The organism is Enterococcus sp. DIV1411a, assembly GCF_050531945.1.
GTDB classification, from domain to species: Bacteria; Bacillota; Bacilli; order Lactobacillales; family Enterococcaceae; genus Enterococcus_B; species Enterococcus_B faecium.
In genome coordinates, this window is record NZ_CP172892.1 from 1,776,170 (window position 1) to 1,800,982 (window position 24,813).

The 24,813-nt window shown below is 38.6% G+C and carries 22 protein-coding genes; 3 read left to right on the forward strand and 19 right to left on the reverse strand.

Annotated features, from left to right (window positions below; translation table 11 throughout):
- Nucleotides 1–33 precede the first annotated feature (33 nt).
- From IGJ87_RS08610 to sfsA, 7 genes are all read right to left on the reverse strand, one after another.
- Nucleotides 34–1,494: a PTS sugar transporter subunit IIC gene (locus IGJ87_RS08610; RefSeq protein WP_010721707.1), complete on the reverse strand. Its 1,461-nt coding sequence runs from the start codon at nucleotides 1,492–1,494 to the stop codon at nucleotides 34–36.
- 107 nt (nucleotides 1,495–1,601) lie between these two features.
- Nucleotides 1,602–1,922 carry a PTS lactose/cellobiose transporter subunit IIA gene (locus tag IGJ87_RS08615; RefSeq protein WP_010721706.1) on the reverse strand — a complete coding sequence of 107 codons (321 nt, stop codon included), beginning with the start codon at nucleotides 1,920–1,922 and terminating at the stop codon, nucleotides 1,602–1,604.
- Nucleotides 1,923–1,951: 29 nt separating this feature from the next.
- Nucleotides 1,952–2,269, reverse strand: coding sequence for a PTS sugar transporter subunit IIB (locus IGJ87_RS08620; RefSeq protein ID WP_002286606.1), 318 nt, complete (start codon nucleotides 2,267–2,269; stop codon nucleotides 1,952–1,954).
- A gap of 151 nt (nucleotides 2,270–2,420) precedes the next feature.
- Nucleotides 2,421–5,123: a sigma 54-interacting transcriptional regulator gene (locus tag IGJ87_RS08625; RefSeq protein WP_010721705.1), complete on the reverse strand. Its 2,703-nt coding sequence runs from the start codon at nucleotides 5,121–5,123 to the stop codon at nucleotides 2,421–2,423.
- 62 nt (nucleotides 5,124–5,185) lie between these two features.
- A complete protein-coding gene (locus IGJ87_RS08630) occupies nucleotides 5,186–6,463 on the reverse strand; it encodes a DEAD/DEAH box helicase (RefSeq protein ID WP_002297978.1) in 1,278 nt (425 codons plus the stop codon).
- Nucleotides 6,463–7,476 carry a Gfo/Idh/MocA family protein gene (locus tag IGJ87_RS08635; RefSeq protein WP_002326049.1) on the reverse strand — a complete coding sequence of 338 codons (1,014 nt, stop codon included), beginning with the start codon at nucleotides 7,474–7,476 and terminating at the stop codon, nucleotides 6,463–6,465. Before IGJ87_RS08635 ends, IGJ87_RS08630 begins: the two co-directional genes overlap by 1 nt.
- A 15-nt stretch (nucleotides 7,477–7,491) precedes the next feature.
- Entirely contained in the window at nucleotides 7,492–8,220 is a 729-nt protein-coding gene (sfsA, locus tag IGJ87_RS08640; protein ID WP_002286614.1) for a DNA/RNA nuclease SfsA, read from the reverse strand.
- Nucleotides 8,221–8,384: 164 nt separating this feature from the next.
- Here sfsA and IGJ87_RS08645 point away from each other — a divergent pair, with 164 nt between their 5' ends.
- The 3 genes from IGJ87_RS08645 to zwf all read left to right on the forward strand — a co-directional run bounded on the left by IGJ87_RS08645 (nucleotide 8,385) and on the right by zwf (nucleotide 11,096).
- Complete coding sequence (locus tag IGJ87_RS08645) at nucleotides 8,385–8,726, forward strand: DUF4828 domain-containing protein (RefSeq protein WP_010721704.1); 342 nt, start codon at nucleotides 8,385–8,387, stop codon at nucleotides 8,724–8,726.
- Between the two features lie 181 nt (nucleotides 8,727–8,907).
- Nucleotides 8,908–9,555, forward strand: coding sequence for a metal-dependent transcriptional regulator (locus IGJ87_RS08650; protein ID WP_002286616.1), 648 nt, complete (start codon nucleotides 8,908–8,910; stop codon nucleotides 9,553–9,555).
- A gap of 14 nt (nucleotides 9,556–9,569) precedes the next feature.
- On the forward strand, nucleotides 9,570–11,096 hold the full coding sequence (gene zwf / locus IGJ87_RS08655; protein ID WP_002286618.1) for a glucose-6-phosphate dehydrogenase: 1,527 nt from the start codon (nucleotides 9,570–9,572) through the stop codon (nucleotides 11,094–11,096).
- A 48-nt stretch (nucleotides 11,097–11,144) separates the two neighbouring features.
- On the opposite strand, the gene ileS is transcribed toward zwf, so the two are convergent.
- The 12 genes from ileS to mraY form a co-directional block, all read right to left on the reverse strand.
- Nucleotides 11,145–13,943, reverse strand: a complete 2,799-nt coding sequence (gene ileS / locus IGJ87_RS08660; RefSeq protein ID WP_002286621.1) for an isoleucine--tRNA ligase — start codon at nucleotides 13,941–13,943, stop codon at nucleotides 11,145–11,147.
- Between the two features lie 261 nt (nucleotides 13,944–14,204).
- Nucleotides 14,205–14,912 carry a DivIVA domain-containing protein gene (locus IGJ87_RS08665; protein WP_002286622.1) on the reverse strand — a complete coding sequence of 236 codons (708 nt, stop codon included), beginning with the start codon at nucleotides 14,910–14,912 and terminating at the stop codon, nucleotides 14,205–14,207.
- 20 nt (nucleotides 14,913–14,932) lie between these two features.
- Nucleotides 14,933–15,715, reverse strand: coding sequence for an RNA-binding protein (locus IGJ87_RS08670; protein WP_002346598.1), 783 nt, complete (start codon nucleotides 15,713–15,715; stop codon nucleotides 14,933–14,935).
- 48 nt (nucleotides 15,716–15,763) lie between these two features.
- The gene (locus IGJ87_RS08675) at nucleotides 15,764–16,042 is read right to left on the reverse strand and encodes a YggT family protein (protein WP_033602988.1); all 279 of its coding nucleotides are present in this window, start codon (nucleotides 16,040–16,042) and stop codon (nucleotides 15,764–15,766) included.
- A 23-nt stretch (nucleotides 16,043–16,065) separates the two neighbouring features.
- Entirely contained in the window at nucleotides 16,066–16,665 is a 600-nt protein-coding gene (locus IGJ87_RS08680; RefSeq protein ID WP_002286627.1) for a cell division protein SepF, read from the reverse strand.
- A gap of 13 nt (nucleotides 16,666–16,678) precedes the next feature.
- On the reverse strand, nucleotides 16,679–17,356 hold the full coding sequence (locus IGJ87_RS08685) for a YggS family pyridoxal phosphate-dependent enzyme (protein WP_002286628.1): 678 nt from the start codon (nucleotides 17,354–17,356) through the stop codon (nucleotides 16,679–16,681).
- Between the two features lie 16 nt (nucleotides 17,357–17,372).
- Entirely contained in the window at nucleotides 17,373–18,614 is a 1,242-nt protein-coding gene (gene ftsZ, locus IGJ87_RS08690) for a cell division protein FtsZ (RefSeq protein ID WP_002286629.1), read from the reverse strand.
- Nucleotides 18,615–18,636: 22 nt separating this feature from the next.
- Nucleotides 18,637–19,962: a cell division protein FtsA gene (gene ftsA, locus IGJ87_RS08695; protein WP_002286631.1), complete on the reverse strand. Its 1,326-nt coding sequence runs from the start codon at nucleotides 19,960–19,962 to the stop codon at nucleotides 18,637–18,639.
- 155 nt (nucleotides 19,963–20,117) lie between these two features.
- On the reverse strand, nucleotides 20,118–21,338 hold the full coding sequence (locus tag IGJ87_RS08700) for a cell division protein FtsQ/DivIB (protein ID WP_002339623.1): 1,221 nt from the start codon (nucleotides 21,336–21,338) through the stop codon (nucleotides 20,118–20,120).
- A gap of 14 nt (nucleotides 21,339–21,352) precedes the next feature.
- Entirely contained in the window at nucleotides 21,353–22,441 is a 1,089-nt protein-coding gene (gene murG / locus IGJ87_RS08705; RefSeq protein WP_002326042.1) for an undecaprenyldiphospho-muramoylpentapeptide beta-N-acetylglucosaminyltransferase, read from the reverse strand.
- Between the two features lie 25 nt (nucleotides 22,442–22,466).
- On the reverse strand, nucleotides 22,467–23,828 hold the full coding sequence (murD, locus tag IGJ87_RS08710; protein WP_038809218.1) for a UDP-N-acetylmuramoyl-L-alanine--D-glutamate ligase: 1,362 nt from the start codon (nucleotides 23,826–23,828) through the stop codon (nucleotides 22,467–22,469).
- A gap of 13 nt (nucleotides 23,829–23,841) precedes the next feature.
- Nucleotides 23,842–24,804 carry a phospho-N-acetylmuramoyl-pentapeptide-transferase gene (gene mraY, locus IGJ87_RS08715; protein ID WP_002286639.1) on the reverse strand — a complete coding sequence of 321 codons (963 nt, stop codon included), beginning with the start codon at nucleotides 24,802–24,804 and terminating at the stop codon, nucleotides 23,842–23,844.
- Nucleotides 24,805–24,813 lie beyond the last annotated feature (9 nt).

The following is a 24,813-nucleotide window of genomic DNA, read 5'->3' on the forward strand; positions in this document are numbered from 1 at the left end:
GAAACTTAAAGCGTCCCGCTCCTCAGATTCATCTTATTGTTGTTCGCCTGCGGCAGGGTCCATTTTGTTTGCAGAAATGACAAACGGTGCCCAAATCAAGAAAGTCACGACCATACATACTAATGTTACGATCGGTGCCCGCCAATCCGCTCCTGTTGCTAAGAATGACAATAAGAACGGCGGTACTACCCATGTGACTTGCTGCGATACCGGAGCGACTAGGCCAAGATAAGTAGCTGTCCATCCAATTGCTGTTGCTACCACTGGAGCAATCAAGAATGGGATAAACATGATTGCATTCAATACGATTGGCAGACCAAACATCACTGGTTCGTTGATATTGAAGATACCAGGCCCAATGGATAATTTAGCTACTGTTAGATAATCTGCACGTTTAGAGAAAATCAAGATAGCTATCAATAAGACGATCGTTCCGCCTGATCCGCCAAACCATGCAAAAGCATCGAACGATCCGCGGACCCACATATAAGCTTTTCCATCTTCGATTGCATCTAACACGGCTGGTGTACCAGTTTTTCCGTTATAACCTTTTTGGAAAATATCAATATTGATTAGTTGTGCTTGTCCCCAGATTCCCTCTAGCACTGGTGCCAATACATTTGGTCCATGAATACCAAAGAACCAGAATACTTGAACAAATACTGTGACGATCAATACTGCTCCCAACCCTTGAGATAATCCTAGGAATGGTTCTGCAATATATTTTTGCACCAAATCAATGATCAGTTGTCCATCAGCTACACGACCTACGATATAATTGATAATAGCAATGACGTATAAAGCGATCGTCGCTGGTAAAATGGCTGCAAATGCTTTAGATACTGCTGGTGGTACTGAATCAGGCATTTTGATCGTAATGTTGGCAAGCATCAATTTACAAAAAATAATGACTGAAATAGCTCCCATGATCATAACTGTAAAATAAGCGTTTCCATTCAAATGATCTAGTTTTAGCCAACCCCATAATCCAACTGACAGTGTGCCATCTGCAATCATTGCACCAATCTCAGAACTATTGATTGCATCTGCGACATTTGAAGGAACATTCACATCTAATGCTGCTGATAATGCTGGACCAAAGGAAATACCTTGAATCAAGGTAGCTAAACCAACGATCCCCCCAGCTAGATCATTTACTCCATAAGCTCGGGCAAGATTATACCCCCAAGAAAAGGCAAAGATCAATCCGGCGATTGCTAGTGTACCGTTCCAGACAAAACCATTGATTCCGATGATGACATTCAATACGGCAAAAATTCCTTTGTCTGCTGCTAAACTGTCAGCATAGGTACTGTTAAACTGTTGCGGTAAATCACGAATAATTGCATTGATCATTACAGCGACTGATCCCGCCATTGTTGCGGGCAGTGTGCCGATAAAAGCATCACGCAAAGCAACTAAATGTTTTTGCGCTCCGATTTTTGCGGCAACCGGCAGGATGTATTTCTCCATCCAACTTGATAGTCCGTTCATTTTTTACTTCCTCCTATAAGTTTTTTATATAAAGAGAGTTCTCCTTATAACAAAATAAAAAATCCGTTCAAAAATTTTTCTTCTTCCGTTCAAAAAAGAAGTTGTATTTATTCGCTGTATACGCGACGATAAAGTTCGATGATTTCTTTTGCTAAATCAGTAAACGCAATAGATGTCATTAAGTGATCTTGACTGTGAACAGTCAATAATGTCACTTGCATATAATTTCCTTGTGCTTCTTGTGTCAACATGTCTGTTTGTGCATGATGCGCTTGTATAAGTGATTCTTCTGCATCAGCGATTTTCCTATCCGCTAACTCAAAATCACCGATTTTAGCAGCCGCAATCGCTTCCATTGCATCGCTCTTTGCATTACCGCCAAACATGATTAACCCCATGATGGCTTCTAGATTTTGTTGATCTTCCACGTTGTTATACCCCCAACTGCATACTTGATTTATTTCATTAGATTTTCTGCTTGTGCAAGAACTTTTTCTCCGTTCATCATGCCATAGTCTTGCATATTGATGACATCTAATGGAATACCTTTAGGCGCAAGTTTTTGTTCAAATTGAGCTTTCATGAAACGTACTTGAGGACCTAATAATAATACATCGACATTCTTAGATTCTAAATTATTATCTGCATCTGAGGCAGAGACCGCAAAAATATCGGCTTCCATCCCTTTTTCTTCTGCTGCTTTTTGCATTTTTGTGACCAATAAACTCGTACTCATCCCTGCTGAACAAACTAACATGATTGTTTTTTTTGCCATTTTTAACACTCCTTTTATTTTTTTACACTTTTATATAACGCAAGAAGCATGCCAATAAAAAAAAGAGCTGAAATAGCGTTTTCATGCTTTTTAGCTCTTTTTTATAGTGCGCACACAGATGTTTAGTGTGTAATCAGTATGATTAGTGTGTTCATTTTTTTATTTTATTTTCAAGAAACATTTGTGTAAGAAATGCGATATCATCTTCTGGAATTTTTACCTGATATTTTCGTTCTAGTGCCATCAAGTTTGCCCGAACGATATCCATTTCCAAACGATAAATTTTTGAGAAAATAGACAGTTTCTCAAATTGCCGATGGCTTTCTTGTTTGATCAATCCGTCTAACATGAAGGCTAAATGGATAACGATTCCAGTATCTACTCCAGGTTCCACGATAATCGACAAATCGGTCTGGATCTGCTGAACTGTCTTTTGCAATGAACGGATCAGTTCATCAATAGAAAAGACATCGCTTAATGATCCAGAAAGTGAATCGACAATTTTAGCTGTCGGGATCTCATCATCAGCTATACGCTTTAAAATATTTAGTTTTTCATCATCAAAAACGTCATAGGCTGAAAAAAATGGGATATTTTGATAATCAACATCAACTGTTCCCGCAATTGCTTTGATCTCATATTCTTCCAATAAGGCATCGATGTGTTTTTTGAATGATTCACGTTCTAAAAACTGCATCTGGATCAGTTCTACCTTATTTTGATTAATCACTGGCATAATACGCTGATATAATTTGGCAGCTACTCCTTCACCAGTAAAGCATGTCACGATTACGGCTTTTTTACGCTGTAAAGTTTCAGATTTTTCCGCTTTGAACTGATCACGTACGATCGATTCAAAGGAAAGCTGGATATTTTGATAAATGTCTTCTAAGCTTCTTCCAACACTTGCCATCCGTATCGCTTCTATCACAATCATGGTACTTGTCATCGTGATAGCTTTCGTCCGAATGCCAGTCTCTTCATAAATCAAATCACTGAAGGTGTTTAATGATCCCATATCTGTTAACAAGAGTAGGCCATTCGTCAAATGCTCTTGATAGTTTTTGACATATTGTAACACTTCTTCATACATTGTTTGAACTTCCATAACCAGTGGCATATTAAAAGCTTTCCCTACTTTTGTTCCTAATAGTTCTTGTGCCATCTCCAACATGCTTGAAGCAGTCTGTCTGCCGTGCATCAATACGAGAACATCTACTTTGTTTTCTTTAACAGGCTCACTTTCTCCTAGATTGATAGAAAGAAACATACTAATAAAGCCGATTTCATCAAAAGGAATCTCAACTTGTTCTTCTTCTTCAATGATCGTTGAAAGATCGATTGCTACTTGAAATTCCTTCTTAAAATTTTTCCGTACGTTATTCAAATCTGGGTGGACGATCATATGACCTTCTCTCACACGATCCAATGTACTTTGCAGATGCAAAGCAAAAGCAAAACGAGCTTTTTCATTATAAATACGGTCTAACCGTTTTTCAGCCACATCATACAATTGATTGGTTAACCGCCAGATTTCATCTGGCAAAAGATCTTTGGGAATCGAACTTTTAGTCAATTCTTTGACATATGTCTGGAAATAAGCATCCACATCTTTTGAAATGAGGGTCTCTAGATCAATGTTCTCCACACCGGTTTCGGAAAGAGAAGTGACTTTTTCCTCAATATCGTTATAGACCTGCATGTTTCGTTCTGGATCTTGTGACCAGACAACATCAGCAAATCCTGGTTCAAATGTCAAATACTGACTTTTGCTGTCCATGAATCGGTCGAGACGTTCCGGTATTTCCTTGATTTTCAGTAATCCTTTTTGTACTTGAAGGGAAAGTTCTTCTTTTCGAATGATTAGCTTTTTCTCATGATGAGTACGGTAATGTAAAAAAGATTTTGCACAGACTAGTTTCAAGTCTCGTTTCACTTGACCGATATTTCCTTCCGCATCATAAAGCATGAAGGCAATAATCGCTTCTTTTTCGATATCGATACGTTGATTCAAACGATTCGCTTCTTGTTTGATAAAAAGAGAGATGATTTCATAACGCTCATCCAGTGAACGTGAAGCAAGATTCGGCAAGGTGATTGCCATAGGAATCCGTCGATTGAACGTAGATAAGAAACTTTCTGAAGATTCAGTCGTCGCCCCAATGATCTGAACAGATGCTTCATGTACTTGTGCACTTTCTCCAAGCGGACGGTAAATACCTTTATCAATGAAAGTAAACAGCATTTCCTGCCCTTCCGGCGGTAAACGGTGGATCTCATCTAAAAACAATATACCGCCGTCTGCTTTGGCTATTAGACCGGGACTATCTTGAGCTGCTCCTGTGTAAGCCCCTTTTTTGATCCCAAAGATGTGTCCAAAGAGCAGTTGCGGATTTTGAGCATAATCCGCACAATTGAAAGAAACAAATGGCGCATCTGCAGAAAGCATCTCTGAATCGATTGCAAAATGATACATACATTCAGCAAACATCGACTTCCCTGTACCAGTTTCTCCAAAAATAATCGTATGCAACCCCCGCGGTGGATAAAGAATCGCAGCTTTTGCCTGCTGTATGCTGACTTTTAAAGAATCATTTTCTCCAACGAGTGTTTCAAAAGTCACTTGCGTAGAAGAGTCGACATGCACTTCATCAGATTTTGACTTTTCCGTTGGCAAAGAGTAAACGACTGGTCGGCCAGCGGTTTTTACAATATGATGGGCCTTGTATAGTTCACTTAAATATCGGCTTGCATTGCTTCGATCGATAGTTAAGCGCTCAGCTACATCACTTGCTGTCAATCCTTGTTGGTTTTCTGTCAATAGCTGCAAGATCTCTTCTTGACGTTCTTTCACATAACCCCTCCTCTGGCAACCAATTTTGTTCCCGTTTTCATAATCATAGCATAAAAAGGCGCCTATTTGCGCCTTGCTCCTTTATTTCTCTCTTTTTTTGATTTATTTTTAACTTTTTTTCTTATTTTTTCTTTGTTATATTCTGGGTTCTGCTCCTTTCCAGAAAAAGTTTTCGCATACTTTTTATTTACTGCAGGAGCTGCATCTTCTTTGGTTGGCTGCTCAGTTTGCAGCTTACCTCCGTATAAAAAAATCTCTTCAAGTGTTATATTTGATGGACGTAAAAGCCGTTTTAAATCTCTTAGATTATTATCTTGTACGAGTGTAATTACTATTCCTTCATTACCCATTCGACCAGTTCTTCCCGAACGATGCAAATAAGCTTCTTCACTTAACGGAACTTCTGCATTCACTACATAAGGAAGACCTGTAATATCTAAACCTCTAGCCGCCACATCTGTGGTCAAAAGTGCTCTGACCATTTTCTTTTTGAATTGTTCTAGCGCTGCTTTTCGGAGTAGCTTGTTCTGATCAGAGGCCAGACTTCCTACCGGTACACCTCTATACAGCAATTTTTCTTCCATCACGCCTAATTCAGTCAGTTGATTAAAGAAAATCAGACCATGAAAATCTTCTATATGCGTGAGACGTCTCAAGTAGTCATCTTTCTTTCGTATCGGTACACGTAAAAAGTAATGTCTCAGTCCTTTTCGAGAATCGTCCTCTGCTGTCACGTCAATTGTCTCAAACGTTTTCCCAGTGATTTTTTCAATGCTTTCAAGGGAACGATCTGCTGTCGCTGAAAAAAAAGCTAGCTGATACTCTGTTGGAGCTTGATGAAGAATTTGATCAATGATTTGGCTGTTCCCAGCGTCAAATAGCTGGTCTGCTTCATCAAATACCATTGTTTTCACTTGATGTGCTTTTATTTTTTTTGCTTTCATCAATTCCAATATTCTTCCTGGTGTACCAATCAAGATTTCTGGTTTTTTCTTCAACCCCTCAATCTGACGTTTGACGTTGGCTCCGCCCACCAAAGATTGGACTTTCAACTCTTTGTCTTTTCCCCATTCACGTGCAACATCTGCTACTTGAATAGCTAGTTCTTGAGAAGAAGCAAAAATGACCAACGCACTTGCTTCACCTGGTTCCACGTTTAGTAGTAGAGGCCAAAGATAAGCCAGTGTTTTACCTGAACCTGTAGGAGAAACCGCTACTATACTTTGTTTATTACTTAGTGGCTGAAAAACTGCTCGTTGAATAAGAGAAGGTGAGACAAACCCTTTATCCTCATATTTTTTCTGCCAATTTTCGGGAAATACTTGTACAAATTCGTTCATTAAAAATCTTCCTCATTATCTGCATCGAATTTGATGCCGCCATTTTTTCTTAAATCATAAATCACTTGGTTCACATTTCTAGCTAGCTCGATCCACTCTTCATACAACAATCCCCAAGCTGGATCTTTCGGATGAGCCATGACATTGGCAAAATCCTCTGCTTCATCTGCCATTGGATTTTCTGCAGCTGTTACCGCCAAACCAATGATTTCTTTATGCGCGCGATCATGAAATTGTGCTTGTTCAATTGCATTGACTCCATTCATCACTAGCGTTCCTGAGTCAAAATAAATCTCTGACGGTAAATAAGAATCACCGATTTTACCTGGCTGGATCGATACATCAAAATTCTCATAACGTAAGATCCCCCATCCAAGACCATCTACACCAGTAGAAATCTTTCTTGGGAAATAATGGACTTCTTTTGGCATTCCAAACCAAGCAACAGCTGCATATACAAGGTAAACACCTAAATCCATCAATGCACCACCTGAGAAATGAGTCGAGAAGATATTCGGTTCTTCTCCATCTAATACCTGGTCATAGCGCGAAGAATATTTCATATAGCTGAAATTTGCACCGATTATCTCGTCTTTTAATGGTAAGTAATCGGCAATCTTTTTAAAACCTGATTCATGGATATTTCTTGCTGCTTCAAAAAAATACACATTGTGTTCATTTGCCAAATGGATGATTTCATCCATTTCTTTTGGCGTCGAAAAAGCTGGCTTTTCAACTATCACATTTTTTCCTGCCAAAATTGCTTGCTTAGCTTGACTAAAGTGAAGACTATTCGGAGAAGCAATATAAATGGTGTCCATATGAGTAATATTGAAAAAAGTCTTCAAATCTGTTGCGAATTCGATATCCCCTTCATAATGAGAACCAAATTCCTGTGCTTTTTCCAAATGTCTAGAATATACCGCTGTCAATTCATATTTTTTTGTGCTTAAAGCTGCTTGGACAAATTGATGAGTAATCCAATTTGTTCCGATAATACCTAAGTTGATCATTATTTTACCTTCTTTCTATTGTATAGGATCTTCAAAAGGGATATCTACATCAAATGGAATGGCCTGCTTGACAGTTACCTCATCTGCCGATACTTGACAATTATAGGCGAGGATTTGAACTCCGCTTTGCTGCGCATGTCGAACCATATCAGCTAGTGCTGGTTGCATTTCTTCATGGATCGTTGCCAGATGAAGATGTTCGAATTGAGCAATAAACAAGACATAAGCGGCATAACCATCTTGTGCGGCATACGTTAATTCTCCTATATGTTTCAATCCTCTGAGTGTGGGCGCATCAGGAAAAGCACCAATCGCTTTATTTTCAAGTGTCATACCTTTGACTTCAACAAATGCTTTTTGTCCGACCACCGTCTCTAAATAAATATCAAATTTGGAGTGAAGATAAGTTACTTCACGCTTGTATACCGTAAATGGACCAGTTAATCCTGGTAAAAGGATCGTGCCGTCTAAAATACCATCAATTGCCAGCCGATTAGGCAATTGACTATCGATATTAAACCAGTCACCCTTCTTTTTTACAGCAATCAGATCATAGGCGGTTTTCCGTTTAGGTCCAGGAGCAAATACAATAGCCACTTCAGCGCCTGGTATCAGGACCTCTTTTCCTCTACCTGTATTTTTGACATGCGCAATAATTATTTCTCCGTCTTTTTTCATACAATGTGCTATAAACCGATTCGGGCGGTCAATAAAAAAAGCTATTTCCACTTGCTGATACTTCAAATTATGTCACCTTTCTTCCTACTATGTATCCTATCATAATTTGTAGAAAAACAGTAAAAAAACCAGTCGAAAGTCTTAGAGAAATTTTAGCTTTTATTCGGTACAATGAAATAAAGAAGAAAGAATATGTCTATGCGATTATTTTCTCATAAAGGAGTGATTTGGTGATAAAAAAAATGATCTATTTTCTTGGTTCACTCATTACCGTTCTCTCAAGTTTTATTTACTTGAAAAAGAAAAAACAAGCGGAAAAGTCAGAAGGACTCTCAAAGTATCAAGGTACATGGTTCTTTAGTGATAGCCAGCAAAAACAACAATTACAGATTACATCTGATTACACGTTTTTGATCAACGGTCAGTCTCTTGGCACATCTGTGGTAGAAATAGATGAATATCGTTTAGTCGTACGTGATCAGTATGGTTTTTATCTTATCTTTTCTTGTCCCGAACAAACTCTTTATGACGAATCTGCAGACACTTCATATAAGTTGTTATCTGAAAAATAGATCCCTCCCAATGTATATATATCCTTTATAAACGAAAGAATGAGTCTTCTCTATCATCTTTCGTTTTTTGTTGTAAAAACGTCTAAAAATCCTTTGTTTTTTATTTAGAAAAATAGTCAATTAACGTTTTTTTTGTTACACTTACTAATGATGGTTTTTTACCATGAAAGGATGATCGAATATGACACCAAATCGAGAAGATTATTTGAAAATCATTTTAGAACTAGGTGGAGATACAACGAAAGTCAACAATAAACAAATCGTATCTAGTCTAGATGTCTCAGCTGCATCTGTCAGTGAAATGATTTCTAAACTTGTGAAAGAAGAGCTTGTAGAACATTCCCCTTATCAAGGTGTACAATTGACTGCAAGCGGACTGCAAAAAGCTAGCAGTCTGATTCGCAAACATCGCTTATGGGAAGTTTTTTTAGTTGAACATTTAGACTATAGCTGGAATGAAGTCCATGATGATGCTGAAGTATTGGAACATGTGACTTCGGAACATCTTGCAGATCATTTAGAAAACTATTTGAATCATCCTGAACATTGTCCTCATGGAGGATCGATTCCTAAAAAAGAGGAAGTCGTCCATGAAGAACGCCGACAAACATTGGAGTCCTATCCTGTGGGTACAAAAGTGCGTATCGCACGAGTGCTTGATGAAAAAGAATTGTTGGATTACTTAGTCACTATTGACCTGAATATCAACGAAGAATATGAGATCGTTGACATCGCAGCTTATGAAGGACCGATCACTATCCAAAATGATAGAAAGAAAATCCCCGTCAGCTTCAAGGCGGCCAGCACGATTTTTGTCGATAAAATATAAAGGAGTGTATCCACATGTCTAATGAAAAAAATGTATTGTTTACGATATTCGGCGGTACAGGTGACCTAGCCCAGCGTAAATTGTACCCGTCTTTGTTCCGCCTTTACAGAAAAGGAAATTTAGGCGAGCATTTTGCTGTAATCGGAACCGCTCGCCGTCCTTGGAGCGATGAGCACTACCGTGAAGTTGTCAAAGAAACAATCCGTGCATTGAATCCTTCAGATGAAGAAGCAACTACCTTTGCAAGCCATTTTTACTATCAATCCCATGATGTAAATGATTCAACGCATTATCAGACATTAAAAGAATTGTCTGACCGATTAGATGGACACTATCAATTAAACGGTAATCGTGTCTATTATTTGGCTATGGCACCTCAATTTTTTGGAACGATCGTTTCTCATTTGAAATCACAAAATATTATGACAAAAAATGGCTTCAATCGTTTGATCATAGAAAAACCGTTCGGTTCTGATTACCAGTCTGCTTTTGAATTGAACCAGCAAATCAGAGAAGTATTCCCAGAACAAGATATTTTTAGGATTGATCATTATTTAGGAAAAGAAATGATCCAAAACATCTCAGCTATCCGTTTTGCCAATAATATTTTTGAGGCTCAATGGAACAATCGCTATATCGACAATATCCAAATTACTTTTGGCGAAAACCTCGGTGTAGAAGATCGCGGGGGTTACTACGATCATAGTGGCGCACTTAAAGATATGGTGCAAAATCATATTTTACAGGTTGTAGCATTACTTGCAATGGAACCGCCAGTAGCATTTTCCGAAAAAGAAATCCGTACAGAAAAGATCAAAGCATTGAAAGCTATCCGCATTTATAACGAAGAAGAAGTGTTAGAAAACTTCGTTCGCGGGCAATATGCTCAAGGTGAATTGGATGGTGTACAATTCAAGGGCTATCGCGAAGAAGACAAAGTGGATGCTCAATCAGAGACTGAAACATTCGTCGCAGGCAAATTCACTATCGATAACTTCCGTTGGTCAGGTGTTCCTTTCTATGTACGTACAGGCAAACGTTTGACTGAAAAAGGGACTCGGATCAACATCGTATTCAAACAAGTTCCTGTTAATGTATTCAAAACATCTGTCGATGAACCATGTGACGATACGACACTTCCACCTAATGTTCTAACGATCTATATTCAGCCAACTGAAGGATTTTCTTTATCCTTGAATGGGAAAGAAGTAGGGCAAGGATTTGAAACGGAACCAATCAAATTGGAATTTAGAAATAGTGCAGAAATGGTTGAAAATAGCCCAGAAGCTTACGAAAAATTACTATTAGATGCGTTGAATGGTGATGGAACGAACTTCTCTCATTGGGAAGAAGTCGCTCAATCTTGGCATATCGTGGATGTCATTCGAAAAGCTTGGGACCAAACACAACCGGATTTTCCCAACTACAAAGCTGGATCAATGGGACCTAAAGCAGCTTTCGAACTACTTGAAAAAGACGGATTCGAATGGATCTGGCAACCAGATAACTGGTATCGTGAACGTGGAAAATTAAACGATTGATAACAAAAGGGGGTGTGACAAAGAACATGTCACACCCCCTTTTCCCTTTTACTTTTCTTCGAATCCTTCAGCTACAGCTTCAGGATAGAAGTCTTCAACGATTTTTGCACAACGACCGCATAGATGAGGAAGTTTTTCATCTACTCCTACATCTTTACGAACTTGGCGACAGCGATCGCAAGTTTCCCCGTCTGCTTTTTCCACTGTAATAGCAACATCATCAAATACCATAGCGTTATCTGGCACTTGTTCATCTGCTGCCATAACTTCAAAGTAGTCTGGTGAAACGATCAATAATTGTGCAATATCTGCATCCAAAGCTTTTAACATTTCACGAACTTGTTGTTTTGGATAAACAGTTAGTTTTGCTTCCAAAGATTTACCAATCAATTTGCTGTTTCTTGCTTCTTCCAATGCTTTTAAGACATTATCACGGAAGTCCATGAAAGCAGTCCAGGTATCCATCAATTCTTCTTGGTTTGCAAACTCTTCATAACCAGGAAACTCGCTTAACTGAACGTACTCCTCTTCTTCTTTCAGGAATGACCAGATTTCTTCTGCTGTATGCGGAATGATAGGAGTCAATAATTTTGTCAAAGCTACAGCTGTTTGATAGAAAACAGTTTGCATGCAACGACGTTGATAATCATCTTCTGCTTCAATATAAACTACATCTTTAGCAAAATCCAGGTAGAATGACGATAGATCAACCGTCAAGAAGTTCATAACTGTACGGTAAATATGCATGAAGTTATATTTGTCGTACCCTTCTTCTCGGATTTCTTTGATTACTTGGTTCAATCGAACGGTCATATATTTGTCTACAGAACGTAAATCATTGTAAGAAACAGTATCTTTTTTAGGATCGAAATCTTCTGTATTCGCTAATAAGAAACGCATCGTATTTCTGATTTTACGATATACTTCTGCCACTTGACTTAAGATATCCATAGAAACACGAACATCTGCTTCATAATCTACACTAGATACCCATAAGCGAAGGATATCTGCACCAAATTGTTTGATCACTTTTTCTGGTGCAATGATGTTTCCTAAAGATTTACTCATCTTACGGCCTTCACCATCTAAAGCAAATCCTTGAGAAATAACTGATTTGTATGGTGCTACACCATTGATAGCCACACTAGTCGTGATACTTGAGTTGAACCAGCCACGATATTGGTCTGATCCTTCTAAATACATATCTGCTGGGAATGATAATTCTGGTCGCTGACGTAAAACAGCTTCATGAGAAGAACCAGAATCAAACCAGACATCCATGATATCTTTTTCTTTTGTAAATTCGCCATTAGGAGAACCTGGGTGGGTAAATCCTTCAGGAAGAAGTTCTTTCGCTTCTTTTTCAAACCAGATAATTGATCCATGTTCAGCAAATAATTTTGCCACATGTTCGATTGTTTCTGGTGTGATGATTGCTTCTCCATTTTCAGCATAGAAAATCGGAAGTGGTACTCCCCATGCACGCTGACGGGAAATTACCCAATCGCCGCGGTCACGGATCATATTATACAAACGTGTTTTACCCCATGGGATAACCCACTCTACTTTTTCTACTTCATCCAAAATATTCTGACGGAATTTATCGATAGATGCAAACCATTGTGGAGTTGCCCGATAGATCACAGGCTTTTTCGTCCGCCAATCGTGAGGATAACTATGAGTAAAGAAATCTAGCTTCAGCAAAGCTCCTTTTTCTTTTAATAGATCAGTGATCATAGGATTTGCTTTGTCATAAAAGATTCCTTCAAATCCAGGTGCTTCTTCTGTAAACAATCCTTTTGAGTCTACAGGTGACACTACAGATAGTTTATATTTGCTACCAGCGATATAGTCATCTTCCCCATGTCCTGGAGCAGTATGGACTAATCCAGTACCAGCGTCTAAAGTAACATGATCGCCTAAAATCACAAGTGATTCACGTTCATAGAATGGATGACTTGCAGTCATATATTCCATTTCTTGTCCAGCAAATTCTTTTAGAACTGTTACATTTTCCCAACCGATTTCTGATTGGACTGTTTCTAGCAAATCTTTCGCTACGACAAACTTACGGCCATCGGCTTCCACCAATACATACGTAAATTTTGGATTTACAGCAATACCTTGGTTTGCTGGCAATGTCCATGGTGTTGTCGTCCAAATGACAAAAGCTGTATCTTCATCAAGAATATCTTTGCCGTCTTTGACATTGAAAGCTACAAAAATAGATGGAGATTTTACATCTTTATATTCAATTTCAGCTTCCGCTAAAGAAGACTCACTTGACGGAGACCAGTAAATTGGTTTCAATCCTTTGTAAATATAGCCTTTTTCAGCCATTTTACCAAATACGCGTACTTGTGCAGCTTCATAAGAAGGATCTAATGTAACATAAGGATGTTCCCAATCTCCTGCAACTCCTAGGCGTTTGAAATCTGCTCGTTGCTTATCTACTTGGGAAAGTGCATATTCACGACATTTTTCCAAGTATTCTGCCATGGACATTTCTTTACGTTTCACGCCTTTATTAGCCAATACTTGTTCAATCGGCAATCCATGTGTATCCCATCCTGGAACATATGGTGCACGATAGCCAGACATTGATTTTGAACGAATGATAATGTCTTTACTGATTTTATTCAATGAATGTCCTAAATGGATATTACCATTGGCATATGGAGGTCCATCATGAAGAACAAAGCTAGGTTTTCCTTCGTTCAACTCTTGTCTTTTTTGGTAGATTCGATTTTCTTCCCATTCTTTTTGCCACTCGCCTTCTCGGTTTGGCAAATTACCACGCATAGGGAATTTTGTTTTTCCTAATTGCAAGGTTTCTTTCATTTTCATTCAACCATACACTCCTTTATTTGTTTTCCGGACACAAAAAAGCATGTTCAGCCGCAAGGGACGAACATGCCGTGGTACCACCCAAATTTAGTTGCATCTATCTAGTGCAAACTCTCTGTGACCAATAACGAGGTCAGCCGCTGCTTCTTACTCTAATTTCGGAAAAGCAGGTCTCAAGTAGAGGATCTTTCACCATGCAGTGTCTTACCGAACTTCCACCCTCATCGGCTCGCTTTAAGAATAACAAAGTGCTTTTCTGTTCTACTCGTTTTCATTTTCACCAGGCACGATCGAGATATCAATAGCCTGTGTATCAAATGCCGTCATAGGTGCTTCTATGACTCCTGTGTCTGAGTTTACATCAGTATCATTTTCATTGTCAAGCTGTTTTGCTAAAACTTCTTTGATCACTTCATGGCTGTCAGTCACGTAGCTGGAGAATGGTTGTAAAATTTCATCCCATTCCGGACTTTTCACTTGTTCTAATTGAGACTCAAGCATCAAGCTGATACGTTGATGGAATACTCGTGTTTTTTTCTTAAGATCTTCAGTTTCTGTCGCAAGCTGTCTTGCTTTTTCTGTTGCATCTGTCAAGATTTTTCTTGCTTTTTCTTCTGCATCAGTTGTTAATTGATGTGCACGTTTTTCAGCGTTCGCAACTAACTCATCTGCTTTGTTTTGTGCAGAAGTAACGATCACTTCGGATTCCTTGCTTGCACTTGTTTTTACTTTATCAGCCGTATCTTGAGCTACGATGATTGATTGGTTCAAAGCATCTTTTAATTCATTGAAGTACTCAAGTTTTTCTTCAGAATGTTTGACTGCTTTTTCTAATTCTCGATTTCTTTGAGTCAATTCCTCATAGTCACGAACAACTAAATCTAAGAAATCATCTACTTCGTCTTGATTATATCCCCGCATTTTTGTCGGGAATGTCTTATTTTGGATATCTAATGGAGTTAAAGCCATGAGTAAACCACCTTTTTATTTTATTTACGTAATACACCGAACAGTACCCTGTACTTTTCTTTTTTCGTCTTCCCCTCAAGTTCTTGGATCTGGACTCTGCCATAACCTCTGACTGAAATAATATCTAATAGTTCAAGTACAAAATCAGGTCTTGTATTTTCTGTCCAGTTCACTTTTACTTTACCAGCTTCGATCAGCTGCTTGGACCGCTGTCTGGAAATATTATAAATCTCAGAGATCACACTGTCTAGTCGCATGGAACTAACTGTTCCTCTTTCTTGTGTCCAGCTATCTTTCGGCATAATCATTTCTGTGTATTTGATTGGTTCCAAGCGTACAGCAACCTTTCCAATCTTTGTTACTTGTGCAGCAACAAAATGATCCACCTCATTTGCAATAAATACTTGCCAGCGATCACCGTCCGAGATGATATCGCCAAAGTAAGAGCGTTTGATCCCCGTTCCCACTAAAGTTCCAAGGATTTTCCCATGACTTAGGCTGGCAAATTTGCTAGGATAATGGATTTCATACAATGCTGTTTCAAAATCTTCCTTTACAGGTTCGTAATAATCGGGGAAAATCAAACATCTTTTTCTTTCTGCCTGTTCATATCCGCCATAAAACATGAAACGCAAATCACTGCTTTGTCGAATCAGTGTTTCTAAAATATAGGATTGTCTTGGGTCAAGAAATTCGGTCAGATAGGGTGCATATTGTCCTTGAACTTGTTCAATCCAATCGCCTACCGAATCGATAAATGTACGTTCATCTGCCCGAAAGTGCTGGTATACATTTGCATCCAAAATTTTCCCCTCCTATCTATTCTGAGAATAAAGATTTTGTTGCTTCAATCAATAAACTAAATGGACAGTTATCCATATAACGATCTGTGCTAAACCTTGTACGGCTAAGTTCAAGATCAGGATTGCCCCTAAAATTGTGAAATCCAAGGGTCCAATCCTCAAAGGCAGACGATCGAACAAACTGATATACGGTTCGCAGATCTTAGCTAATAATCGTCCTAGCCCTGATTGATACCCGCCTGGAAACCAAGAGAGCAATGCATATACCATCAAGATAATGCTATAGAAATAGGCTGCCCGTTGAAGTAAATGAAGTAATAGTACAATAGTATAAATCGTAGTTCCTCCTCTTACAGATCAAACAAATTCGCATCTGCAAAAGATTGAGCGGTTGAACTGTCAATCTCCATCCCAGTCGGTGTACAAAGAAAAATCTCATCTCCAACACGTTTGATATCTCCATCTAGTGCATAAACTGTTCCTGTTAGAAAATCAACGATTCTTCTCGCTTGTTTTTCTTCTACTAAATGAAAATTCACTAAGGTTGCTTCTCCAGCAATGATTCGTTTAGCAATCGCCATAGCTTCAGAATAAGCTCTTGGTTCCATTACAGTGATTTTTCCAGCAAGATTTGCTTTAGGTTGTGTAGAGGTTCTTGAAGCTGTTCTTTCTTTCGCTACAGTTTTTGTAGGTGATTGATGTAGTTCAATTACTTTTTTCTTTTCAGCCGGCTGAATACTTTCATGCGTTACAGGACGTGAAGTCGCCGTTTTTTGTTTTTCATGAGTATTCGCAGCAGATACAGAATGAGTTGATTGATTCTGTGTTGTATTTTTTTTAGTTGGCTGTACAGCCTTTTTTGTTGTTTCAGGATAATCTTGGTATTCGTACTCTTCCTCATCAGCTAATCCGAAAAAATTAGCAATTGCTCCTCTGTTTAAAAGCGGCATTTTTGTTCCTCCTTTATTCGTCTTTGAATAGCGCTGTTCCTACACGGATAAATGTTGCACCTTCTTCAATCGCAATTTGAAAGTCTTGACTCATCCCCATACTTAATTCACTACATGGTGCATGGGCATAACCTTTTGCTTGAACAAGATCACGCAATTCTTTCAGCGTACCAAACACTTTATGGATTTGCTCATCAGAAGCTTCTTTAGGCGCCATAGTCATTAACCCAACAACCTTGATTTTTGTGCAGGCAGCTAAAGATTCCACAAACGGTAAAAGCTCATCTGGTGAAATTCCATGTTTTGATTCCTCACCAGAAACATTTACTTCAATAAAACAGGATAATTCTTTCTCTAACCGCTTCTGGATTTCTTCTGCTAATCTTAAACTGTCCAACGCATGAAAGTAATCAATTTCATTTACAATCAATTTTACCTTTCTGCGCTGTAAATTACCAATTAAATGCCACTTTATTTCAGGAAAATCAAATAAATCTTGTTTCTTTTCTAATAATTTATCTACTCGGTTTTCTGCACAATTCATAACGCCAGCTCTAACCAATTCTTCAGCTTGAGCGGATTCAACAGATTTTGTTACAGCTACTAATGTAACTTCTTTCGGATCACGATGAACAAGAGCACACGAATCCTGAATTTCTTGCTTGATTTTCTGCAAGTTGTCAGCAATCATGTGCTCTTCCTCTCCTTTATTTTTTACGACGGAAAAACGGTGGCGTATTTAATTCATCATCGCCATGAGATTTTGTTTCTTCGCGGTTGAATGTATCAAATTCTTTTTTTTCGATATTGTCAAAATTGGAATCATCAACTCTAGGACGAACATTTTGTTCACGTCTGATATCCCAATCGCCAAAACTGTTTTCTTCTTCTGAAGAAGTTGGTTTAGCTTGATCCATATCTAATACAGTCTTTTGAGCAGGTGATTGCATTTGTGCTTGTCTAGCTGGTCGGCTAGACTTGCGTTCCTTTTTTGATTCATCGATACCTGTTGCGATGACCGTCACACGGATTTCATCGCCCATTTCTTCATTGATAGATGTACCTAGAATGATATTTACATCGCCAGTTGCTGCATTTGCTACGATATCTGAAGCATCTTGTGCTTCGAACAATGTCATATCCAAACCGCCTGTGATGTTAAGAAGTACTTGTTCAGCTCCATCAATAGATGTTTCAAGCAATGGAGAGGAGATTGCTTTTTTCGTTGCTTCTACTACGCGATCTTCTCCACTAGCCACACCGATCCCCATCAATGCTGTACCTTGGTTTTCCATCACTGTTTTCACGTCAGCAAAGTCAAGGTTAACGTAACCTGGCGCTGTGATCAAATCAGAGATACCTTGTACACCTTGTCGTAAAACATTATCTGCTTCACGGAAAGCTTCAAGCATCGGTGTCTTTTTATCTACAACTTCTAATAAACGGTTATTTGAGATAATTAATAATGTATCCACATTTTCTTTCAAACGAGCGATACCTTCTGCAGCAAAACGGCCACGTTTCGGTCCTTCAAAAGTGAATGGACGTGTCACGACACCAACAGTCAATGCGCCCAATTCTTTAGCGATACCTGCAACGATTGGTGCAGCACCTGTACCGGTTCCTCCACCCATTCCTGCAGTGATGAAAATCATATCTGCACCGTCTAAAGCTTCGCGTAAGGATTGTTCACTTTCTTCTGCCGCTTTTTGTCCAACTTCTGGCTGAGAACCAGCACCTAAACCACGAGTATATTTGGGGCCTAATTGGATAACTGTTTCAGCTTTTGAATTTTTTAATGCTTGCACGTCTGTGTTGGCTGTAATGAATTCAACACCTTTAACGTTTTCTTCAATCATTCGGTTTACAGCATTTCCACCGCCACCACCGACTCCGATGACTTTGATTACTGCGCCGTCATTGATATTATTATCAATTGAGAATTCCATATCTTATTCCTCCCAGGATGAATTAATCAAAAATATTTGTAAAGAAACCCTTGATTTTATTTTTTACATTTTCTCCGGACTCTTTTGGTTCCGGCTCATCGTAGATTGTTTCTTCAGGTGCTTCATAGCTCTCATATGTGTTTGTTGTTTCTTGTTCAACTACCATTTGACGAGCTGCTGAGGTTTCACCCGTAACAGCAATTTTTGCCAATTGATACACTTCACTCAAGTTTGCTGAATAATCCACGATACTTATTACATTTGTAAATACCGGGTTTCTCAGTCCCATGTGATTTGGAACATACAATTTTACATTTACGCCGAAGATTTCTTGTGCCAAGTCCACAACACCAGGAAGACTAGCAGCTCCGCCTGTCAATACGACGCCACCTGGCAACTCTAATGCTTCGATTTGGTCCAATGCATCTTTTGCTTTGTTGAAAATCTGTTCCATTCGAGCTGAAATAATTTCTGACAAGTAGCGTTCATCGACTTTCACTGGTTCTGACTGACCAATCACATCTACTGGAAATTCTTCATCTGGTGATGTCCGTTCTGGGTATGCATCACCGTAGTTTATTTTCAACGCTTCTGCATTGTTAAATGACGTATTTAATACAATAGAGATATCTTTAGTGACAAATTCGCCACCTTCTTGGTCAAGATTGGTAAACTTCAATTGCTTATCATGCATAACAGCCGTTGTTGTTTGGCCGCCACCCATATCAATGACGATCGTACCAAAATCTTTTTCTCCGTCAGAAAGAATTGATTCAGTCAGCGCTAAAGGAGTAATCACCATTTCGTTGACGATTAATCCGGCATTTTCCACGCATTTACGTATGTTATGGATGATCGTTTTAGGTCCTGTAAACAACAGACCGTACATTTCTAATCTTACGCCGATCATTCCACGAGGATCTTTGATTCCCTCGAACCCATCGACAGTAAAATCTTGTGGCAATATTGACACGATTTGACGTTCAGGAGGTATTGAACGAACAAGGGCAGCTGAAGCCACATTTCTGACATCTTCATCGGTGATTTCCTTTGAATCTCCGTTAACTGCAATCATTCCCTGGCAATTTTCTACTTCAAGCATGTTTGCTGGCAAACCGACACTTACGCCTTTGATCTGGATACCTGCTTTTTCTTCTGCTTGTCGTACTGCTCGTTGTATCGCTTGGACCGTTTTATCGATATCAACGATAATGCCTCGGTTAATCCCTTCTGATTTTGCGTTTCCTACTCCAATAATATTCATTTGGCTGTCGATATATTCAGCCACGACAACTTTAACAGATGTCGTTCCAATATCAAGGCCTACATACATTCCTGTTTTTGCCATGAATGGGATTCCCTCCTACTTACTATTCCATATACAAGCGAACAACTAGCGTCCGTTTTAAAATATACTTATTAATAGATATATTCACTGCTTCCAATTCTACCATAAATTACTGGTTTTTAGAAAGTACATTCTTACTTTTTAAAGTTGTTTTATCAATTTTCATTTAAACTTGACGGAGTTGTACTTGGATTATCTTCTATTTGACTTGTTTCACTTGAATCATTTGAATCAGATGATCCGTTTGTGTTAGACGATCCAGGTGTTTGTGCTGCTTGCGTTTCTGCCTCTTCACTTGATTCGTTTGTTTGATCCGCATTTTCTTCACTTTCAGTTGTTTCTTCCGATTGGCCCGATTCTTCCGTTTCTTGAGTGCTACCGTAAGGATGCGAGAAGATACCAACTTCCATGTCGATCACACCTTTTTCATCCATATCTTTGGCTACTTGCGAATAATATTTCATTTGGTTCGCAAGATTATTGATATTTACAATAACTTGATTGCCGTCATTCATATTCAATTGGATCAGATTTTTATTGCTTGCTCTTGGCGTGTACTTGATTTCAGAAATTGCTTTTTGTAATTCTGATGATAACTGATTGTATTGCTTTGTTAATTCTTTGATTTTTGCAGAGTCTTTGAACTCTTCCAAGATAGGGAGATTTTTTGTAGGATTTGCTACTTTTTCATCTAATACTGTTCCATTTTCAATCACTGGGTAGTATTGATTGTTTTTTGCGATCAAAGCAATCTCTTTATATTCTGTTACATCCAAATCGAATTCATTCATTCCTTTGAAATGTATATTTGCTGTTTCGATTCTTGGCTGTGCTTTTTTAAGGCGATCGATATAAGTAGATCGATGAAAATACTGTCCCCAAACATTTTCTCCTAATGACAATTTTGTATCAGAGATGATTTCTTGGCTGTTGACTGTCTTATTGCCTGATACTGCAACTGCTTGTAATTTGCTATAAGGAGAAACATAATAGATCAAAAAAATCAGCGGTATACCCAATACAGTGATGATCAAAGCTAACCGACGAAATAGTACTTTGTGCCGTTGACTTTTTAAATTGGGCAGCCGGTTCAAAAAAGAACCGTTATATGGTCCACCGTTTTTCTTTTGCTTGATCTCTTCAAAAAATTCGATTTTTTTCTCGGACTGGCTTTCTTCTTGCTGTTCCTCTTGAACCGTTTTTTCTTCTTCAGAATCTGAAAGGGGTGTATCTAATGTTATGTCTTCTTTTTTTGGCTCTTGGTTTTTCATCTCTTGTTCTGCCAGATATTTTCGGTTAGCCTTTTGCCAAGGAGTCAAATTGTTTTCATCAGAAGACGGATGAGACAATTTTTTTGGTTCTTTTTTCTTACTCACTAAGACCACCGCCTTTATTTTTTGATTATTTGTTTTACTAAGTCATAAAGACGTTTTGAAGCATCAGGGATTCCTTGTTCTTTAGAAGCTCGGCACATTTGCTTTTGCAATTCTTCATCACCCATGATTTCGTTGACTGTCTGACTTAGTGATTCACCTGTTAGTTCATTATCTGCAATCATTTTTGCTGCTCCTGCGTGAACAAGACTCATTGCATTTTTAGTCTGATGATCATTCGTAACATATGGGCTGGGAACCAACACTGCCGGTAACCCCAGAGCTGTGAATTCTGCGATCGAAGTTGCACCAGCACGCCCCACCAGCAGATCACTGGAAGCCATGACCTCTGCCATATTTTTGATATAAGGCTGGACACTAATATTTTGTATTTCAGGATTTATTTTATTTAGGATCTCTTCATAATATCTATCTCCTGAAGCATACAAAACTTGGTAAGAAGAAGGAATATATTCACTTAAAAAAACTGATACTGCTTGATTGATTTTAAGTGCTCCTTGACTACCGCCAAAAATCAAGACTGTTTTCTTTTCTGGATCCAAATCAAATGTTTTCAAAATATCTGATTTTTTAGTATCTGCTACTTCTTGTGCTCGAGGATTACCTACAAGAACTGCTTTGTTTTCAGGAAAAAAGGAAGCCGCATCTTTAAATGAAAGAGCGATCCGATCCACATATCGGCTTAAAAATTTATTGGTAACACCTGGTACACTGTTTTGTTCATGGATAATTGTTGGAATACCCATTTTGGCTGCAGCGTACACTACCGCTCCGGAAACATATCCTCCAGTACCGATAACGATATCTGGTTGAAAATCACTGAGGATTTTTTTTGCTTGACGGATACTCTTAAGAAACAATCGGACCGTCTTGATGTTATTCATGGAAATTTTTCGTTTAAATCCTTGAATCTCCAAGGTATGGAAAGGCATTCCTGTATCAGGGACGATTTTGTTTTCTAGACCTCGTTTTGCTCCCACATACATGAATTCAGCATTCGGTTCTTGAGTCTTTACATAATTGACAAAGGCAAGAGCTGGATAAATATGTCCCCCTGTTCCTCCGCCTGTAACCAAAATTTTCATTTTTTATCGCTCGCTTCTACTTTTTCTATTTTAATCGGTTCACAGCTTCCATGAATCTGTTTCCTCTAGTTTCAAAATTTGGGTATTGATCCCAGCTGGCATTCGCTGGCGATAATAAAACTACATCACCATCTGTACTGTTTTCTAATGCTAAAGGAACTGCTTGTTCTACAGAATCGGCTGTTACTATTGTCTCGATGCCTGCTTTTTTTCCAGCATCCATCAACTTTTCTTTTGTTTGGCCAAATACGACCATTGCTTTGATTCCTTTTAATGAAGGAATTAATTCATCAAATGTATTTCCTCTGTCTAATCCGCCAGCCAATAACACGACCTTAGACGTTTCAAATCCACTTAGAGCCATTTTAGTCGCTAAAATATTGGTTGCTTTTGAATCATTATAAAATTTTCTGCCTTGGATTTCTCCTACATATTGCGTACGATGTGGTACGCCATGGAATAAATTCAACGTTTCTCGTATAGCTTCATTTGATATACCATACAATTTTGCTACAGAAATAGCAGCTAGTGCATTTTCTACATTATGCTTACCTGGTACGCCAAGTTCAGATATTTCCATTATTTTTTCTTTTTTATAGTATATTGAGTAATCGTCAGCATACACACCGTCTGCCAACACTTCTTTTGTCGAGAAAGGCAGTACACGTGCTTTTGTTCTTTGCGCTAATTCTTGTAGTTCTGACTGATTCCAGTTAAGGATCAGATAATCTTTTTCTGTCATGTTTTTTTGAAGGTTCCATTTAGCTTTGACATATTCTTTTCTTGTACCATGATAATCAATATGTGCTTCATAGATATTGGTAATCACCGCTATATGAGGGCGGAAATCTGTGATTCCCATGAGTTGAAAACTAGATAACTCCATCACGATTTTATCTTCTGGTTTCGCTTCTTGCGCGACACCACTTGCTGGATACCCAATATTTCCTGCTAAACGTGCAATTCCTTGATCTGCTCCTGCATTCAGTAGTAGTCCTGTCATCGTTGTTGTCGTTGTTTTTCCGTTCGTTCCTGTAATCCCAATAATTGGGCATTCCGCTACTTCGTAAGCTAGCTCAACTTCCGTAATTACCGGAATACCCATTTCTTGGGCTTTTGCTACTAAAGAATGACTGTAGGGAATCCCTGGATTTTTGACCATCAATGAAAATTCTTCATCCAACAATTCGATTGGATGACTGCCTGTTATTACTTTTATCCCTAAAGAAAGCAGCTCTTGTGCTTCCGGATTTTCGTCAAAAGGTTTTCCATCATTAACGGTGACAAGTGCGCCCAATTCATGTAATAATTTGGCCGCACTTACTCCGCTTTTTGCGAGTCCTAAGACAAGCACTTTCTTATTTTCATATGTTGATATTTTTTTCATTTCCCGTCATCTCCTACCAAACGATCCATAATGTGATCAACGAAGTCACAATGCTGATCAACCAAAAAACTGTATCAATCTTCCACTCCGACCATCCGCACATTTCAAAGTGATGATGAATTGGAGACATTTTAAAAATTCGTTTTCCTGTAAGCTTAAAGGAAGTAACTTGAAGCATCACACTTGCTGTTTCCATAACATAGATCAAACCAATCAAAAGCAATGTCCATTCTTGGTTTAGCATTATAGAAATTGCCGCTAAAAGTCCGCCCAACGCTAATGAACCGACATCTCCCATAAAAATCTTGGCAGGTTTTCTGTTGTAGACGAAGAAACCCAGTAAACCTCCTAAAACACTTAAGCAAATGATTAATACATCATACTGATGCTGATGCCAAGCAATTAGACCGTAAGCTGCAAAAGAGATACTTCCTAAGCCAGCAACTAATCCATCGATGCCATCTGTCAGATTTACTGCATTTGAAAATCCAACAAGCCAGAAGAGAGCGAAAATACCATAAATGATTCCTAAAGGTAGATCTAGTCCGAAGAAATTCAATACACCTGGATAACCTTCAGAACGGTAAACAAGATAAAAGATGATTCCCCCTAGAATTTGTCCAATCAATTTCTGCTTCGAGTTCAGTCCCATGTTTCTTTTCTTGAATATTTTTATAAAATCATCAAGAAAGCCGATTACTCCGTATAACGCTAATACAAAAAGCAAGATGAAAAGAGTAGGAGTTAGCTGTTTTTGCCAAGCTCCAACCCAAATTCCTGTCAAAATAGAGCCGATCAGAAACACTAAGCCGCCCATTGTAGGAGTTCCGGCTTTGCTATTGTGCCACTTTGGTCCCTCCTCACGAATCGCCTGACCTTGCTTTTTCATTTGAAAGTAACCAATAAATAGCGGCATTGCGGCAATTGTCATTGCACAACTGCTGACAATGGGAATCAATGCTTGTGTCCATTCCATGCTCTTTTC